The organism is Streptomyces sp. TRM68367, from assembly GCF_014495685.1.
Lineage (GTDB): Bacteria > Actinomycetota > Actinomycetes > Streptomycetales > Streptomycetaceae > Streptomyces.
On the sequence record NZ_JACTVI010000075.1, the window covers coordinates 1 to 15,428 of the forward strand.

A 15,428-nucleotide genomic window follows, 5' to 3' on the forward strand; every position below is an offset into this window, starting at 1 on the left:
CCTCGCCACCGGAAGCAAGTCCGATGGACGGGTATCAACATATCTGGCGTTGACTTTTGGCACGCTGTTGAGTTCTCAAGGAACGGACGCTTTCGCGTTTCCCTTCGGTGTTCACTACGTTAGCCGATTCCCTCGGGATCTCATAATCGAGTCCCAGCGGCTTCGAATTCAGGCATGCGGGCACGCCGAATTGGACCCCGCGGAGGGGCGGTCCTAGGTAGTGGGTTGGCCGCTTCCGGCTGCTGGCGATCGCCGTACCCGGTTCAAGCGGCTCGGGCTACATTACGCACCTACGGCGGGCGCGTCAACTTCGGCGGCGCCTCGGAACATGGGCGCGATAGGGGCTCACCGTCGGGTCGTTGGCGACCCAGTAGCGCCAGGGGTGGCTGTCCGCGTTGCCCCCGTCACCGGCCACTCCGGTGCGCGGACCGTTGCGGACCTGGTCGCGGGGCACCGGCGTGCCCGTGAGGATCTTCAGGGGCGTTTCGCCGGAGGCGCAGGCGTCGGTGCCGTCCAGGGAGCGGTCCACACCCAGGGCCGTGGCCAGGCGTGCCGGGCCTTTGGCGAGTTCCTTGTCGTTGCGGGCCGAGAGTCGGCGGGTGCGGGCCAGCTCGGCGCCCTCGATGATCTCGCCGGCGCGCAGCAGGACGGCGCTTGCCGTGCCGTCGGGTCCGCACACCAGGTTCATGCAGTGCCACATGCCGTAGGTGAAGTAGACGTACACGTGGCCGGGCGGACCGAACATCACGTCGGTGCGGGCCGTGCGGCCCCGATAGGCGTGGGAGCCGGGGTCGTTCGGGCCGTCGTAGGCCTCGACCTCCGTCAGGCGCAGGGCGATCGGACCGTCCGGGGTGGTGCGTACGAGGATGCGGCCCAGCAGCTCGGGGGCGATGTCGAGGACGGACCGGTCGAAGAACGCCCTGGGCAGGGGCGTACGGTCGGGGGTCGCGATCATGCCGTCCGAGGGTAGTGCAGCCGGGTGGCGTGACGGGGTGCCCCCTTGCCAGGGTGGGGGGCATGGAACCGGCCACGGCCGGAGCGCGTTTGTAGTGATCGAGGATCCAAGCCCACTTCATAGGGAGAGACATGGCGTTCAAGAAACTGCTCGCGAGCCTGGGGGCCGGTGGGGCTTCGGTCGAGACGGTGCTGAACGAGGTCAACGTCGTTCCGGGTGGTGTCGTCCAGGGTGAGGTGCGGATCCAGGGCGGGTCCGTGAACCAGCAGATCGAGGGGCTGTCGGTCGGGCTGCAGGCCAAGGTCGAGGTGGAGAGCGGCGACCAGGAGTACAAGCAGGACATCGAGTTCACCAAGCAGCAGCTGGGCGGGGCCTTCGAGTTGCAGGCGGGCGCGGTGCACGCGGTGCCGTTCGGGCTTGAGATCCCGTGGGAGACGCCGATCACGATGATCGAGGGTCAGCCGCTGCGCGCGATGCACATCGGGGTGACCACCGGGCTGGCGATCGCGCGGGCCGTGGACTCCACCGACCTGGACCCGGTCAGTGTGCATCCACTGCCGGCGCAGAAGGCGATCCTGGACGCGTTCATCCAGCTGGGCTTCCGGTTCAAGAACGCGGACATGGAGCGCGGCCACATCCGGGGCACGCGGCAGAAGCTGCCGTTCTACCAGGAGATCGAGTTCTTCCCGCCGCAGCAGTACCGGGGCCTGAACCAGGTCGAGCTGAGCTTCGTGGCCGACGGGAACGCCATGGACGTCGTGCTCGAAATGGACAAGAAGCCGGGGCTGTTCAGCGAGGGCAGCGACACGTTCCGGTCGTTCCAGGTCGGGCTGCACGACTACCAGGGAACCGACTGGGCAGCGTACCTCAACCAGTGGCTGTCCGAGGTCGGCAGCAAGCGCAACTGGTTCTAGGCTCGGGATCAACTGAAGGAACCGATCAGGAGGTACCGAGGTGACTGAGCTCAAGCGGCGGCCGCTCCCCCACGATTTCCATCCGCCCGTGCCGTCGTTCACGGTCACGAGCGAGGACGTCGAGGAGGGCGGCACGCTCAAGGACGCTCAGGTCTACGCGGCCGGCAACACCTCGCCGCAGCTGCGGTGGGAGGGCTTTCCGCCCGAGACCAAGAGCTTCGCCTTGACCTGCTACGACCCGGACGCCCCGACGGGCAGCGGGTTCTGGCACTGGGTGGTGTTCGACATTCCGGCCTCCGTGACCGAGTTGCCGGCGGGTGCGGGCAGCGGCAAGTTCGAGGGGCTGCCGGAGGGTGCGATCCAGGCTCGCAACGACTACGGGTCGAAGGACTTCGGCGGTGCCGCGCCGCCGCCCGGGGACGGGCCGCACCGGTATGTGTTCACGGTGTACGCCGTGGACCAGGAGAAGCTGGGTCCGGACGCGGAGGCGACGCCGGCCTTCGTGGGCTTCAATCTGCGGTTCCACGCGATCGCTCGGGCGCAGTTGATCGGTGAGTACGAGGTGCCCGCCGAGGCCTGAGCGAGTCTCCTGTGCTATCCGAGCGTTCATTGAACGTTTGCCCGCCTCTGGTCTTGGAATTGATCAGAGGCGGGCATTTTTGTTGCCGGGGGTCGCGGGGGTCACCCCCCGTGGGAGCAGCAGATATTGCGTTGTCCATCTCGGCGTGCCCGGCCAGAGTTGAACCCAGCCCGCCAGGGGGTGGGCGGGTGCACACGGGAGGTGGGCCAGGTATGCGGGACACGCTGGTACTGAACGCGAGCTTCGAGCCGCTGTCGACGGTGACGTTGAACCGCGCCGTCGTTCTGGTGCTTCAGGACAAGGCCGTTGTCGAGCAGTCCCACCCCGAACTGCGCATGCGTGGAGCCGAGGTCGACATACCGGCGCCCCGGGTGATCAGGCTGTGCAGGTACGTACGGGTGCCCTTCCGAAGACAGGCTCCGTGGTCGAGGCGGGGTGTGCTGGTCAGGGACCGGCACCGGTGCGCGTACTGCGGTCGTCGGGCGACGACCGTGGATCACGTGGTGCCGCGGTCTCAGGGTGGGCAGGACACGTGGCTGAACACTGTCGCGTCCTGTGCGGAGGACAATCACCGGAAGGCGAATCGGACTCCGGAGCAGGCGGGGATGCCGTTGCTGCGCGAGCCTTTTGAGCCGACGCCCGCGGATGCGATGTTGCTGGCGCTGGGGGCCGAGGAGTTTGCGGCGCTGCCGGATTGGTTGGCTCTGGACGCTGCGTGATTAATCGCCATAGGGCTCAGGGTGATTCGTCGGCTGCGGATTGTTTGTGGCTTGTCGCGCAGTTCCCCGCGCCCCTTTGAGGTGGGCGCGGGGAACGTGGCTTTATGAGGGGCTTAGTCGATTGAGGGCTTTTCGCGGCGTTCTGTGGGGGTTGCGCCGCCGTTGCCGTTGGGGGCGCCGCCGCCCATCGGGCCGAAGTTGCCGATGGCGCCTGAGAGGCCCTTGAGGGCGTCGCCGATTTCGCTGGGGACGATCCAGAGCTTGTTGGCGTCGCCCTCGGCGATCTTCGGGAGCATCTGGAGGTACTGGTAGCTGAGGAGCTTCTGGTCGGGGTCGCCGGCGTGGATGGACTCGAAGACCGTGCGGATGGCCTGGGCCTCGCCCTCGGCGCGCAGGGCGGCCGACTTGGCCTCACCTTCGGCGCGCAGGATCTGGGACTGCTTCTCGCCCTCGGCGCGCAGGATCTCGGACTGCCGGACACCTTCGGCCTGAAGGATCGCGGCGCGCTTGTCGCGGTCGGCGCGCATCTGCTTCTCCATCGAGTCCTGGATGGAGGTGGGCGGCTCGATCGCCTTGAGCTCGACGCGGTTGACGCGGATGCCCCACTTGCCGGTGGCCTCGTCGAGGACGCCGCGCAGGGCCGCGTTGATCTCCTCGCGGGAGGTCAGGGTCCGCTCCAGGTCCATGCCACCGATGATGTTCCGCAGGGTGGTGACGGTGAGCTGCTCGATCGCCTGGATGTAGCTGGCGACCTCGTAGGTCGCGGCCCGGGCGTCGGTCACCTGGTAGTAGATGACCGTGTCGATGTTGACGACCAGGTTGTCCTGGGTGATCACCGGCTGCGGCGGGAACGGGACGACCTGTTCGCGCAGGTCGATGCGGTTGCGGATGGTGTCGATGAACGGGACGACGATGTTGAGGCCCGCGTTCAGCGTCCGCGTGTAACGGCCGAAGCGCTCGACGATGGCGGCGCTCGCCTGTGGGATGACTTGGATTGTCTTGATCAGGGCGATGAAAACCAACACCACCAGGATGATCAAGACGATGATGACTGGTTCCATCGTCGTTCCCCGTACCCCTCTCCGCCGCGGCGCTTCGGCAGATCTTATGGTTGTTGAAGATCTTGCTGGTCGAGTCTGACAGACCATCGTGTGCCTCGTGGCCCGTTCCGGCCAGTTGTGTTGTCCGAGGTCACATGACGATCGCCGTCGCTCCCTCAATGTCCACGACGTCCACCTCCTGGCCTACTTCGTAGGCGCGAGCGGTGTCGAGGGAACGCGCCGACCAGACCTCTCCGGCGAGCTTGATCCGGCCACCGGAGGCATCCACGCGCTCCATTACGACGGCCTGCTTGCCCTTCAAGGCTTCGACGCCCGTGGCGAGTTGGGGTCGCTGGCTGCGATGTCGGTTCGCGATGGGCCGTACGACGGCGATGAGCGCTGTCGATACGACGACGAAGGTCACGACCTGCACGACGGCGCCGCCGCCGAGGAAGCCGGAGACCACCGCTGCCGCGACGGCACCCACCGCGAGCATGCCGAGTTCGGGCATCGCGGTGATCACGAGCCCGATGCCCAGCGCTGACGCACCGATCAGCCACCACACCCACGCGTCGATGTCCACGAGGTCATGGTAGGGCCGCGGGTCGGGTGGCGGACAGGGCGCCCATCAGGTTTGGAACAGCCTTCTCACCTTGTTAGTGCTTGTCCTTCGCCGGTCAGCTCAGCGGGAGGCCCTGGGCGGTCCAGCGGTCGCCGACCTGTTCGACGACGAGCGGGAGACCGAAGCAGAGAGAGAGGTTGCGGGAGGTGAGTTCGAGCTCCAGGGGGCCGGCGGCCATCACCTTGCCCTGACGGATCATCAGGACGTGGGTGAAGCCCGGGGCGATCTCCTCGACATGGTGGGTGACCATGAGCATCGAGGGGGCGATCGGGTCGCGGGCGAGGCGGCCGAGGCGGCGTACGAGGTCCTCGCGGCCGCCGAGGTCGAGGCCGGCGGCGGGCTCGTCGAGGAGCAGGAGCTCGGGGTCGGTCATCAGGGCGCGGGCGATGAGGGTGCGCTTGCGCTCGCCCTCGGAGAGGGTGCCGAAGTTGCGGTCCAGGTACTCGGTCATGCCGAGGCGGTCGAGGAAGGCTCGGGCGCGCTGCTCGTCGACCTCCTCGTAGTCCTCCTGCCAGCTGGCGGTCATGCCGTACGCGGCGGTCAGCACGGTCTGCAGGACGGTCTGGCGCTTGGGCAGTTTGTCGGCCATGGCGATGCCGGCCATGCCGATGCGGGGGCGCAGTTCGAAGACGTCGGTGCCGGGGGTGCCGAGGGTCTCGCCGAGGATGGTGGCGGTACCCTTGCTGGGGTAGAGGTAGCTGGACGCGATGTTCAGCAGGGTGGTCTTGCCGGCGCCGTTCGGGCCGAGGATGACCCAGCGCTCGCCCTCCTTTACCGACCAGGAGACCTGGTCCACCAGCGCTCGGCCCTCACGGATCACGGATACGTCCTGAAGCTCCAGAACATCGCTCATGAGCGCGTTGTCTCCCCTTGCAGTGTGGCCGGTCTCGGCTGTCGCGTTCGCCTGTGGCGCGCCGCGCCGGTGGGCGCAGCCCCCAAGGAAATCTACGCCACCGGTCGGCTTATCCATTCCATCGGTACGGTCCTTAGGGTGGGGGCATGCTCTCGGAACCGCGTTCAGGACGCCTTACGGCTTGGGGAAATGCCCTTTTGGCCGGACTTGTCTCACCGGATGACGCCGTGCTCGCCATCGTCGGCGAGGACGCGGTGCACCGGGTGGAGGGGCTGCCCGGGGAGTCGGGGCAGGTCGGTCTGACGCTGGGGCTGGGGCGGCTGCGGACGCTCGGGGTGACCGGGCTGCGGGTCGCGCTGCCGGCGCCGGGGCATCCGCTGGGGCTCAGCGGACCGCCGGAGTTCAATGCGCGGGCGCTGGACGCGGAGGAGGCGGTGGTGTGTCACGACGCCGCGTTCGGGTTGGTGCCGGAGGTGTCCGAGGCCGGGCCCGAAGGTGATGTGCACGTCGAGGTGGTGTGGCACTGCCTGCCGGTGCGGGAGACCCCGCCGGCCGATGTGCCGTCGCTGGGCGAGGCGGAGCGTGAGCTGGCGGAGGCGTTGCGGGAGGCGACGGAGCTGTTGTCGCGGCTGGATGTCGCTGGGTCGGGGCCGGTGGCGGAGGCGGCGATCGATGCGTATCGGGCGCGAGTCGATGGGGCGGCGCGCAGCGCCTCGTTGGCGCCGGGGTATCCGCCGCGTGCGGTGCTGGTGCTGGAGCTGGCGCAGCGGGTGGGGTTGCTGGTGTCGCTCGCGTATGAGAACGGACAGGGGGGTGCGGTGAGTGCGTCGGAGATGGCGGCGCGGGCCGAGGTGTTGCGGCCGGTGGAGCGGACGGCTCGGCGGGCGCAGGTCGCGGCGTACAACTCCGTTGTGGAGGGACGTGAGAGGGGGGTCCGGTGAGGGTGGGTTGTTCTGTGCTCGGGGTTGGTGTGGGCGTCCTCTGGGGGCTCCGCGCCCGGACCCCCGTTTCGGCCTGAACGGCCTCGTCCTCAACCGCCGGACAGGCTGGTAGTTGCTGATGCGGTCTCGTCCGTGCGCGCGGGATTGCTCACGTGCGTCGAAAGAGGGCCCCGTGAGTCCTTGTTGACTCGTGTGGCCCCTCTTTGTGTGGTGGTGTCGGCCGTTCGCGGCCCGGTTGCCGAAGGCGGGTTGAGGGCGGCGATGACGTCGGCGGTGCCGGAGACGACGCCCGGGGGTTCACGGCCGGCGTCGGCGGCTGCGGCGCCGGCGGACGAGCCTGTGGCGACACCGGCAACGGCCCGGCGGCCCATTGGGCGAACTGCCGATCTGATGACCGGCCTCCCGAGCGGGCCCGGGAAGCCGGTGGTCACCACCGGCTCGGCGACGAGCGGTCAGTGGTTGACGGCGAGGTTGCCGAAGGCGGGGTTCAGCACGCCGATGACGTTCACGCTGTTGCCCGAGTCGTTGACCGGGATGTGCACCGGGGCCTGGACGACGTTGCCCGAGGCGATGCCCGGCGAGCCCACGGCCGAGCCGTCGGCGTGCGCGCCGCCGGTGGCGGAGGCCATCCCGGCGCCGGCGGCCAGCAGGCCACCCGCCACCATCGTCACGGCCGCTGCCTTCTTCAGGTTCTTCACTTCTTGAGCCCTCCTTGCGATCACCGCGGCAGGTCGCCGCGGCACGCACTGGAGAACGGCGGAGATCCACGAAGGTTGCTCCATGTGAGGGACATTCCCACGACGGTATGAATCTCGGTCCGGAGCGGAACCCTCCGTATTGCCGTACGGAGGGTTAATCAGCCTGTCAGGCCGTGGCGCACGGCCCACAGGGCGGCCTGGGTGCGGTCCGCCAGGTCGAGCTTCATCAGGATGTTCGAGACGTGCGTCTTGACCGTCTTCTCGGAGAGCACGAGGGCGCGGGCGATCTCCCGGTTGGAGCGGCCGTCCGCTATCAGGCCGAGGACCTCCCGCTCCCGGTCCGTGAGCGAACCGGCTCTGCCCTGGCCGGTGTTGGCCTCGTCATGGGACAGCAGGGCGCCGGCGACCTCGGGCTGGAGCAGGATGTGCCCGGCGTGCACGGACCGGATGGCGCCGGCCAGCGCGTCGGGGTCCACGTCCTTGTAGACGTACCCGGCGGCGCCCGCGCGCAGGGCCGGGATCACCGTGCGCTGCTCGGTGAAGCTGGTGACGATCAGCACGCGCGCGGGGTGGTCGAGTTCGCGCAGTCTGCGCAGGGCGTCGACGCCGTCCATCCCCGGCATCTTGACGTCCATGAGGATGATGTCGGGCGCCAGTTCCTGGGCGCGGGCGACTCCTTCGGCGCCGTCCGACGCCTCGCCGACGACTTCTATGTCGTCCTGTACTTCGAGGAACGTGCGCAGGCCCCGGCGGACCACCTGGTGGTCGTCGACGAGCAGCACCTTGATTGCGTCAGCCACCGGGGACCTCCATTTCGATCGTGGTGCCCTTGCCGGGCGCCGATTCCACGGTCAGCCTGCCGCCGGCCCCGCCGGCCCGGTCGCGCATGGAGACCAGGCCGAGGTGTCGTCCCGCGCGGCGGATCGCCTGCGGGTCGAAGCCGCTGCCGTCGTCCGTCACGCGCAGCACGGCTCCGACGCCGCGGCGGTCCAGGGTCACGTCGACGTGGTCGGCCCCGGAGTGCCGCAGCGCGTTGTGCAGGGCCTCCTGGGCGACGCGCAGGACGGCCTCCTCCTGGGCGGCGGGCAGGGCGCGCACGCCGTGACCGGTGAAGGTCACGCGCGCGTTGTGGGCGCGGTCGAGGACCTGGATCTGGGTGCGCAGGGTGGCGACGAGGCCGTCCTCGTCGAGGGCGGCGGGGCGCAACTCGACGACGGCGGCGCGCAGTTCGTCGGCGGCCTCGGCGGCGAGGGCGGCCACCTGCTGGAGTTCGCCCTTGGCGCGGCCCGGGTCGCGGTCGACGAGGCGGGCCGCGGCCTGGGCCGTCAGGCGCAGGGAGAACAGCTTCTGGCTGACGGCGTCGTGGAGTTCGTGGGCGAGGCGGGAGCGCTCCTCGGCGATGGTCAGTTCGCGGCTGCGTTCGTAGAGCCGGGCGTTGGTGAGGGCGATCGCCGCGTGCTGGGCGAGGATGCCGAGCAGTTCCTCGTCGTCCTGCGTGAAGCCGCAGCCGCCCTCCGGCTCTGGGCACAGGAGCTGTCCCCCCACAGAGCGCAGCTTGTTGGCGAGGAACAAGGCGCCGATGACCTCGTCGCCGTCGCGGATGGGCAGGCCCAGGAAGTCGACGAGGTTGGGGTGGGCGGACGGCCAGCCCTCGAAGCGGGGGTCCTTGCGCACGTCGGCCAGGCGCTCGACCTGCGCCTCCTGGAGCATCGCGGCGAGGATGCCGTGCTGGCGCGGGAGGGGGCCGATGGCCTTCCACTGTTCGTCGCTGACGCCGTCGACCACGAACTGCGAGAAGCCGCCGTGGTCGTCGGGGACGCCGAGCGCGGCGTACTGCGCGTCGAGCAGCTCGCGGGCCGAGGCGACGATCGTCTTGAGGACGTCGCGCACCTCGAGGTGCCTGCTCATGGCCAGCAGCGCGGAGCTCACCGCGGCGAGGCCGGACCGGGGGCCGTGACTCATGTGTTCACGGTACCGGCGGCCTGTGACATCGCGGATCCGACCAGTGACGGCCACCGCCTGGGCCGGTGGACCTAGGCCGGAGGTCCCCGGGTCGGTGGCGTAGGTCGAAGGGACCCGCCGTGATGCGGCCCGCGGCCGAGGCGGCCGGGGCGGGCCGGTTCCTACGGTGAGGGCACGCCGATCAAGGGCGTCGGCCACGAGTCGACCAAGAGGGGACACGTCATGCCGGTAGCGATCATCACGGGGGCTTCGAAGGGACTGGGGCGGGCGCTGGCCGAGGCCCTGGCCGTACGCGGCTGGGACCTGGTGCTGGACGCCCGGGGCGCGCAGGCGCTGACGGAGGCGGCCGAGGCCGTGTCCGTGCACGGTACGCGCGTGACGGCCCTGTCCGGGGATGTCACGGACGCCGCGCACCGCTCCGAGCTGGTGGCCGCGGCATGGCGGCTCGGCGGCGTCGACCTGCTGGTGAGCAACGCGAGCGCGCTGGGCGCCGAGCCGCTCGTACGGCTGGCGGAGCTGCCGCTGGACGGGCTGCGGCGGGCGCTGGAGGTGAACGTGGTGGCGGCTCTCGGGCTGGTCCGGGAGGCGCTGCCGCTGCTGCGGGCGTCCGAGGCGGGCACGGTGATCGCCGTGAGCTCGGACGCGGGCGCCGAGGCGTACGAGACGTGGGGCGGCTACGGGGCGTCGAAGGCGGCCATGGACCATCTGGCGGCGGTGCTCGGTGTGGAGGAGCCGCGCCTGCGGGTCTGGGCGGTCGACCCCGGGGACATGGCGACGGACCTGTACGCGGCGGCCGTACCGGACGACGACGATCCGCGGCCCGACCCGGTCAGTGTGGTGCCGGCCTTCCTGTGGCTGCTGGACGAGCGGCCGGCGAGTGGCCGCTATGGCGCGCCGTCGCTGCTGGAGGGGCGGCGATGACGCTGGCGATGGGGGTCCCCCCGCGCGAGCCCGTTCGGGCGTGGGCAAGGGTGCCGGAGGAGTTGTCGGCGCGGCTGCCGGCCGAGCAGCGGGGTCCGGGGCTGGACCGGGACGACGTACGGCTGCTGGTGTCGCGCGGGACCGAGGTGGCGCATCACACGTTCCGGGAGCTGCCGGGGCTGCTGCGGGCCGGGGACCTGCTCGTGGTGAACACGTCGCCGACGCTGGCGTCCGCCGTCGACGGGAGGGTCGGGCACGCGCGCGTGGTGGTGCACTTCTCGACGCTCGGGGACGACGGCCGGTGGGCGGTCGAGCTGCGGGACCCGGACGGGCGGGGCACCACACGCGCGCGTGCGGGCGGACCCGCGGGAACGGAGGTGTCGCTGCCGACGGGGCTACGGCTCGTCCTGGAGGAGCCGCTGAGCGGGGTGAGCGAGCGACTGTGGTGGGCACGGGTGTACGAGGCCGAGGGCCCGGGAGGACCCGGAGCGCCCGGAGGACCAGGAGGACCGGGGCGGCATCAGAGGTTCGGCGGGCCTGCGGGCGCCCAAGGATCTGCGGATGCCGAAGGGCCCGGCAGTCCTGAGGCGCCCGGCGATTCCGAGGCATCTGGCACTCCCGAGGCGCCCGGCGGCCCCCGAACAACCCGCGGTCCCGAGACACCCAGCACTCCCGAGACACCCGACAGACCCCAAACAACCCGCGGTCCCAAGGCACCCGGCAATCCCGAGGCGCCCGGCGGTCCCCGAACGACCCGCCGATCCGAGGCAGCCGGCAGCGGTCCCAAGGCACCCGGCAATCCCGATGCGCGCCGCGATCCGGAAGCGACCCGCGTCCCAGAAACGCGCCGCGGTCCCGACCGCATCTACGGCCTGTTGCAGGCGTACGGGCGGCCCGTCCGCTACTCCTACACCGAGCGGGACCAGCCGCTGTCGGTGTACCAGACGGTGTTCGCGCTGGCGTCGGACGACGGTTCGGGCAGTGCGGAGATGCCGAGTGCGGCGCGGCCCTTCACGGCCCGGCTGGTGGCCGAGCTGGTGAGCCGGGGCGTGCAGTTCGCGCCGGTCACGCTGCACACCGGGGTGGCCTCGGCGGAGGCGCACGAGCCGCCGTATCCGGAGCGGTTCGCGGTGCCGGAGGCGTCGGCGCGGCTGATCAACGCGGTCAGGGCCGGGGACGGCCGGGTGATCGCGGTCGGGACGACGGCGGTGCGGGCGGTGGAGTCGGCGGCCGGTGCCGACGGGGTCGTACGCGCGCGTGCGGGGTGGACCGATCTCGTGGTGACCCCGGAGCGCGGGGTGCGGGTGGTGGACGGGCTGCTGACCGGGCTGCACGAGCCGGAGGCCTCGCATCTGCTGATGCTGGAGGCGATCGCGGGGCGGGCGGCGATCGACCGCGGCTACGAGGAGGCTGTGCGCCGGCGCTACCTGTGGCACGAGTTCGGAGACGTCCACCTTCTCCTCCCGGCGGACTCCGGCGGACTCGCGGCGAAGCACCCTCACACACAGCATTGCGCCAGCAACCCTTGGTAAGAGCGTCACCCGCCCGATGTGAGCCCGCACATAGGACGCAGATCACGTACGAAGGTCAGTAGGAGAAGAAGACCCTCCACATGAGCGGGACAGATAGTCCAACCTGTCCCGATTTGTCATTCCCTGATCCACTACCCGGGATCGTACGTCACACCTTTGCCACGGTTTTTTGCGGCCGCTAAGAATGGCTGGCGTCGCTCAGCGCCGCGGTTCCCCCCGCGGCGCTTGTGCCGGAAGCACCCCTGTCCCCCACCGGACGAAGAGCGACCTCCGCGCTATTCGAAGAGGTCCATCTGCCATGCCCAAGAACATCCTCACCCGCGGTCGCAACCGTGCCCTGACCCGACATCACAAGATCGCCCTGGCCGGTGTTGCCACCCTCGGCGCCGCCGCCGTCGCCTTCTCCGCGGTGCCGAGCAACGCGTCGGCGAAGACCACGACCGAGGCGGCCGCCGCCCCGGCTCAGGTGGCGTTCAGCACCGAGCAGATCAAGGACGTCCGGGCGAGCGTGAACGGCCAGGTCGCCGGCGCCAGCCTGCAGGCCGAGATCGCGGCGAAGAAGGCTGCCGCCGAGGCCGCCGCGAAGAAGAAGGCCGCCGCGGAAGCTGCCAAGAAGGCCGCCGAGGCCGCCAAGCAGAAGGCTGCCGCCGAGGCCGCCAAGAAGGCCGAGCAGGAGCGCAAGGCGAAGGAGGCCGCCAGCCGCGCCGCCGAGCGCGCCAAGCTCAAGAAGGCCGCCGCGAAGAAGAGCTACCCCAACAACCTGGACGGCTGGATCCGCGAGTCGCTCGACGTCATGAAGAAGCACGACATCCCGGGCTCCTACAACGGCATCAAGCGCAACATCCTGCGGGAGTCCTCGGGCAACCCGAACGCCATCAACAACTGGGACATCAACGCCATCAACGGCGTCCCGTCGAAGGGCCTGCTGCAGGTCATCCCGCCGACCTTCAAGGCTTACCACGTCCCCGGCACGTCCTGGAACATCTACGACCCGGTCGCCAACATCACCGCCGCCTGCAACTACGCGGCCGACCGGTACGGCTCCATGGACAACGTGAACAGCGCGTACTGAGGTCAGCGCGGACCTCGGCTCGCGTCATGCCGAAGGGCGGCACCCTCCTCACGGGGTGCCGCCCTTCGGCGTCGTACGGGCGGGGTTACTTGCGCATGACCTCGGGCTCGTGGCGGCGCAGGAAGCGGGCCACGAAGAAGCCGCAGATCACGCCGAGGGCGATCAGCACGGCCATGTCCATTCGGGATGATGCGGCCGGCGGCGTTGGGCGGGTTGGGCAGCAGACCCTTGTCCGCGTCGATGAGCAGGCTCACCGCGCCGAGCACGGCCGGCTGAATCACCATCAGGGTGAGGAAGAGCTTGTCGGAGGCGATGACCGAGACATAGCGGCGCACCAGCGTGACCCACTGGGACATCCAGCCCTGCGGCTTCGGCGGCTTCATCGCCTGCATCGGCTGCATCTGTACGGACTGCGGCGGGGTCGCGTCGATGTCCGCGGCGTACATCTGGTAGTGCTGCGAGCCCTTCCAGCGGCCCGCCCAGTCGTAGTCGCGGTAGTTCTCGAAGGCGGAGAAGACGTCGGCCCAGCTGTCGTAGCCGAAGAAGTTCAGCGCCTCCTCGGGCGGGCCGAAGTAGGCGACCGCGCCGCCGGGCGCCATCACGAGCAGCTTGTCGCACAGCGCCAGCTCGGCCACGGAGTGGGTGACGACGAGGACGGTGCGGCCGTCGTCGGCGAGACCGCGCAGCAGTTGCATGACGTCGCGGTCCATGCCCGGGTCGAGGCCGGAGGTGGGCTCGTCGAGGAAGATCAGCGACGGCTTGGTGAGCAGTTCCAGGGCCACGGAGACGCGCTTGCGCTGGCCGCCGGAGAGGGAGGTGACCTTCTTCTCCTTGTGGATGTCCAGCTTCAGCTCGCGCAGCACCTCGTCGATGCGCTCCTCGCGCTCCCTGGCCGTGGTGTCGGCGGGGAAGCGAAGCTTGGCCGCGTACGTGAGGGCCTTCTTGACGGTCAGTTCCCTGTGCAGGATGTCGTCCTGCGGGACCAGACCCATGCGCTGGCGCAGCTCGGCGAACTGCCACCGCCATCGAGATCACGCCACTGGGCGTGAGCCTGGTCGGTGCCGTGCTGCTGTCGTACTTCTTCTTACGGTCATTGCGGGCGGCCGGAGTTGTGATAAGGCCGACCGAACTCCTCGCGCGCGCGGGTGCGGTGGTCGCGCTGTTCGTGGCGATGCTGGGCGGGCTGGCCTGGGCGGGGCACGACGTGATCACGATCAACGGAAGCTCGCTGGGGCTCGGCGATCTGCCCGGCGGCTCGGGGGACGGCGGCGTTGAGCTTCCGGGGATCGGGGACATCGGCGGGCTGCTGACCGACCGGATCGGCGGGCTCGTCGACGCGGAGGCGGCGGTCGGCTTCACCGTCGAGACCGCGCCCACGATGCTCGGCGGCCTGGGCTGGTCGGCCGGGGTCCTGCTGGTCGCCCTGCTGGCCTCGCGCCGCACTCCCCTGCGCGCGGCTTCGAGGCCGTGCACCGGGTCGTACGGCCCGCCGCGTCCGCGGTGGTGACCGTGCTGCTGGTGGCGGTGGCGGCCGGGCTCGCGGCGGCGGCGTACGCGGCGATCGGCGACGAGCATCCCCGGCGGATCGCGGGGGCGGCGCTGCTCGGGGCGCCCAACGGGGTGTGGCTGGGCATCCCGATCGGCCTCTTCGTGCCGTGGGACGGCCGGGCCAGCGGAGTGCTGGTGAGCCTCCTGCCGGATCCCCTGGCGAGGCTGCTGAGCTGAGCCTGCGCTCCGACGAGCCGGTCACGCTGGGCCGCCTGGCCGAGCTGGACGGCCGGGTGTGGCTGCTGGGCGTGGCCGCCACGCTGACGATGCTGCTGGCGGGGGTGCTGACGGCGGTGCGGACGCCGGTGGGGCGTTGGCCGGGGGGTCCCGGTGATGATCAGCGAGCGGCGGGGGCCGGCGGGAGCGTACGAGGTCCCGGCGCCCTCTGTGCTGCGGGGAACTGTGCGGTGCGGCTGGGGGTGGCCACGGCGTTGACGTTGCCGCTGCTGGCCTGGCTGACCGAGGTGTCCGTGGACGCCTCGCTGTCGGTGCTCGGCATCGACGCGTTCGGCGCGGGGGTCGAGTTGCGCGGGCACCTGGGTATGGCGCTGCTGCTCGGTTTGGTGTGGGGCGCGGGCGCGGGGGCCGCCGGAGGGCTGCTGGCGTGGGCCAGCGGGGCGGAGGGGGCGCGCGCGGCGCCGTTGGCGCGGGGTGGTGCGGAGACGGGTGCGGGTCCTGGTCCGGGCGGCGCCGTGGATCCGGGGTACGGCGGTGGCGCGGGCGTCGGGCAGCAGGCGTACGGCGCCGAGTCCGGGCCGTACACACCGAGCCCGGCGTACCGGCCGCCGAACCCCGATCCCGGCCCGTCGGATCGCCTCCGCGGGGGCCGCGGCAGCCGACCGGGCCCCGGAACGGGAACCGGCCGCCGTCCCGGCCCGACGACGGGCCCCGCCGCCTCCCCCTCCCCCGCCACCGCCGCCGCGCAGGCCGGACGGTGACCGGTGAGCGAGCCGGTGAGCTGGGCGACGTGCGTGGTCGTCGGGGGAACGTAAGGTTCACGCCACCGATGTGTCACCCATTGTTCCGTGTCCGCCAGACGGACCTGAGGGGCGTCAGGCACGGCGTGCCGGA

At 70.6% G+C, this 15,428-nt stretch carries 14 protein-coding genes and 3 pseudogenes; 9 read left to right on the top strand and 8 right to left on the bottom strand.

Annotation, left to right across the window (positions count from 1 at the left end):
* Nucleotides 1–304 precede the first annotated feature (304 nt).
* On the bottom strand, nucleotides 305–955 hold the full coding sequence (locus H8R17_RS33195; protein WP_187826926.1) for a DNA-3-methyladenine glycosylase: 651 nt from the start codon (nucleotides 953–955) through the stop codon (nucleotides 305–307).
* Nucleotides 956–1,086: 131 nt separating this feature from the next.
* Here H8R17_RS33195 and H8R17_RS33200 point away from each other — a divergent pair, with 131 nt between their 5' ends.
* From H8R17_RS33200 to H8R17_RS33210, 3 genes are all read left to right on the top strand, one after another.
* The gene (locus tag H8R17_RS33200; protein ID WP_187826927.1) at nucleotides 1,087–1,869 is read left to right on the top strand and encodes a sporulation protein; all 783 of its coding nucleotides are present in this window, start codon (nucleotides 1,087–1,089) and stop codon (nucleotides 1,867–1,869) included.
* Between the two features lie 40 nt (nucleotides 1,870–1,909).
* A complete protein-coding gene (locus H8R17_RS33205; RefSeq protein WP_187826928.1) occupies nucleotides 1,910–2,449 on the top strand; it encodes a YbhB/YbcL family Raf kinase inhibitor-like protein in 540 nt (179 codons plus the stop codon).
* A gap of 212 nt (nucleotides 2,450–2,661) precedes the next feature.
* Nucleotides 2,662–3,168, top strand: coding sequence for an HNH endonuclease (locus H8R17_RS33210; RefSeq protein WP_187826929.1), 507 nt, complete (start codon nucleotides 2,662–2,664; stop codon nucleotides 3,166–3,168).
* Between the two features lie 113 nt (nucleotides 3,169–3,281).
* On the opposite strand, the gene H8R17_RS33215 is transcribed toward H8R17_RS33210, so the two are convergent.
* The 3 genes from H8R17_RS33215 to H8R17_RS33225 form a co-directional block, all read right to left on the bottom strand.
* Nucleotides 3,282–4,229 carry an SPFH domain-containing protein gene (locus H8R17_RS33215; RefSeq protein ID WP_187826930.1) on the bottom strand — a complete coding sequence of 316 codons (948 nt, stop codon included), beginning with the start codon at nucleotides 4,227–4,229 and terminating at the stop codon, nucleotides 3,282–3,284.
* A 130-nt stretch (nucleotides 4,230–4,359) separates the two neighbouring features.
* Complete coding sequence (locus H8R17_RS33220) at nucleotides 4,360–4,791, bottom strand: NfeD family protein (protein WP_187826931.1); 432 nt, start codon at nucleotides 4,789–4,791, stop codon at nucleotides 4,360–4,362.
* A gap of 94 nt (nucleotides 4,792–4,885) precedes the next feature.
* Nucleotides 4,886–5,683: an ABC transporter ATP-binding protein gene (locus tag H8R17_RS33225; RefSeq protein ID WP_187826932.1), complete on the bottom strand. Its 798-nt coding sequence runs from the start codon at nucleotides 5,681–5,683 to the stop codon at nucleotides 4,886–4,888.
* Between the two features lie 146 nt (nucleotides 5,684–5,829).
* Here H8R17_RS33225 and H8R17_RS33230 point away from each other — a divergent pair, with 146 nt between their 5' ends.
* On the top strand, nucleotides 5,830–6,624 hold the full coding sequence (locus H8R17_RS33230; RefSeq protein WP_187826933.1) for a hypothetical protein: 795 nt from the start codon (nucleotides 5,830–5,832) through the stop codon (nucleotides 6,622–6,624).
* Nucleotides 6,625–7,076: 452 nt separating this feature from the next.
* Here the strand turns inward: H8R17_RS33230 and chpE are convergent, their stop codons facing one another.
* From chpE to H8R17_RS33245, 3 genes are all read right to left on the bottom strand, one after another.
* Nucleotides 7,077–7,322, bottom strand: a complete 246-nt coding sequence (gene chpE, locus H8R17_RS33235; RefSeq protein WP_187826934.1) for a chaplin ChpE — start codon at nucleotides 7,320–7,322, stop codon at nucleotides 7,077–7,079.
* Between the two features lie 158 nt (nucleotides 7,323–7,480).
* Nucleotides 7,481–8,122 carry a response regulator gene (locus H8R17_RS33240; RefSeq protein WP_187826935.1) on the bottom strand — a complete coding sequence of 214 codons (642 nt, stop codon included), beginning with the start codon at nucleotides 8,120–8,122 and terminating at the stop codon, nucleotides 7,481–7,483.
* On the bottom strand, nucleotides 8,115–9,284 hold the full coding sequence (locus tag H8R17_RS33245; RefSeq protein ID WP_187826936.1) for a GAF domain-containing sensor histidine kinase: 1,170 nt from the start codon (nucleotides 9,282–9,284) through the stop codon (nucleotides 8,115–8,117). The genes H8R17_RS33240 and H8R17_RS33245 overlap by 8 nt, the downstream gene beginning before the upstream one ends.
* A gap of 222 nt (nucleotides 9,285–9,506) precedes the next feature.
* Between H8R17_RS33245 and H8R17_RS33250 the strand changes: the two genes are divergently transcribed.
* The 4 genes and pseudogenes from H8R17_RS33250 to H8R17_RS33265 all read left to right on the top strand — a co-directional run bounded on the left by H8R17_RS33250 (nucleotide 9,507) and on the right by H8R17_RS33265 (nucleotide 12,809).
* Complete coding sequence (locus tag H8R17_RS33250) at nucleotides 9,507–10,205, top strand: SDR family oxidoreductase (protein WP_187826937.1); 699 nt, start codon at nucleotides 9,507–9,509, stop codon at nucleotides 10,203–10,205.
* An 8-nt stretch (nucleotides 10,206–10,213) separates the two neighbouring features.
* Nucleotides 10,214–10,465: pseudogene (locus H8R17_RS49475) on the top strand (S-adenosylmethionine:tRNA ribosyltransferase-isomerase); the annotation flags it as partial.
* A 180-nt stretch (nucleotides 10,466–10,645) separates the two neighbouring features.
* The gene (locus H8R17_RS47665; protein ID WP_399477596.1) at nucleotides 10,646–11,737 is read left to right on the top strand and encodes an S-adenosylmethionine:tRNA ribosyltransferase-isomerase; all 1,092 of its coding nucleotides are present in this window, start codon (nucleotides 10,646–10,648) and stop codon (nucleotides 11,735–11,737) included.
* 298 nt (nucleotides 11,738–12,035) lie between these two features.
* Nucleotides 12,036–12,809, top strand: coding sequence for a transglycosylase SLT domain-containing protein (locus H8R17_RS33265; RefSeq protein ID WP_187826938.1), 774 nt, complete (start codon nucleotides 12,036–12,038; stop codon nucleotides 12,807–12,809).
* A gap of 176 nt (nucleotides 12,810–12,985) precedes the next feature.
* Here H8R17_RS33265 and H8R17_RS33270 read toward each other — a convergent pair.
* Nucleotides 12,986–13,825, bottom strand: a pseudogene (locus H8R17_RS33270) (ATP-binding cassette domain-containing protein); the annotation flags it as partial.
* Nucleotides 13,826–13,827: 2 nt separating this feature from the next.
* Here H8R17_RS33270 and H8R17_RS33275 point away from each other — a divergent pair.
* Nucleotides 13,828–15,302 (top strand): annotated as a pseudogene (locus H8R17_RS33275) (streptophobe family protein); the annotation flags it as partial.
* Nucleotides 15,303–15,428 lie beyond the last annotated feature (126 nt).

Coding starts and splice junctions, on each gene's coding strand:
- H8R17_RS33195 (WP_187826926.1), bottom strand. CDS start 955: ATGATCGCGACCCCCGACCGTACGCCCCTGCCCAGGGCGTTCTTCGAC.
- H8R17_RS33200 (WP_187826927.1), top strand. CDS start 1,087: ATGGCGTTCAAGAAACTGCTCGCGAGCCTGGGGGCCGGTGGGGCTTCG.
- H8R17_RS33210 (WP_187826929.1), top strand. CDS start 2,662: ATGCGGGACACGCTGGTACTGAACGCGAGCTTCGAGCCGCTGTCGACG.
- H8R17_RS33215 (WP_187826930.1), bottom strand. CDS start 4,229: ATGGAACCAGTCATCATCGTCTTGATCATCCTGGTGGTGTTGGTTTTC.
- H8R17_RS33225 (WP_187826932.1), bottom strand. CDS start 5,683: ATGAGCGATGTTCTGGAGCTTCAGGACGTATCCGTGATCCGTGAGGGC.
- H8R17_RS33230 (WP_187826933.1), top strand. CDS start 5,830: ATGCTCTCGGAACCGCGTTCAGGACGCCTTACGGCTTGGGGAAATGCC.
- H8R17_RS33245 (WP_187826936.1), bottom strand. CDS start 9,284: ATGAGTCACGGCCCCCGGTCCGGCCTCGCCGCGGTGAGCTCCGCGCTG.
- H8R17_RS33250 (WP_187826937.1), top strand. CDS start 9,507: ATGCCGGTAGCGATCATCACGGGGGCTTCGAAGGGACTGGGGCGGGCG.
- H8R17_RS33265 (WP_187826938.1), top strand. CDS start 12,036: ATGCCCAAGAACATCCTCACCCGCGGTCGCAACCGTGCCCTGACCCGA.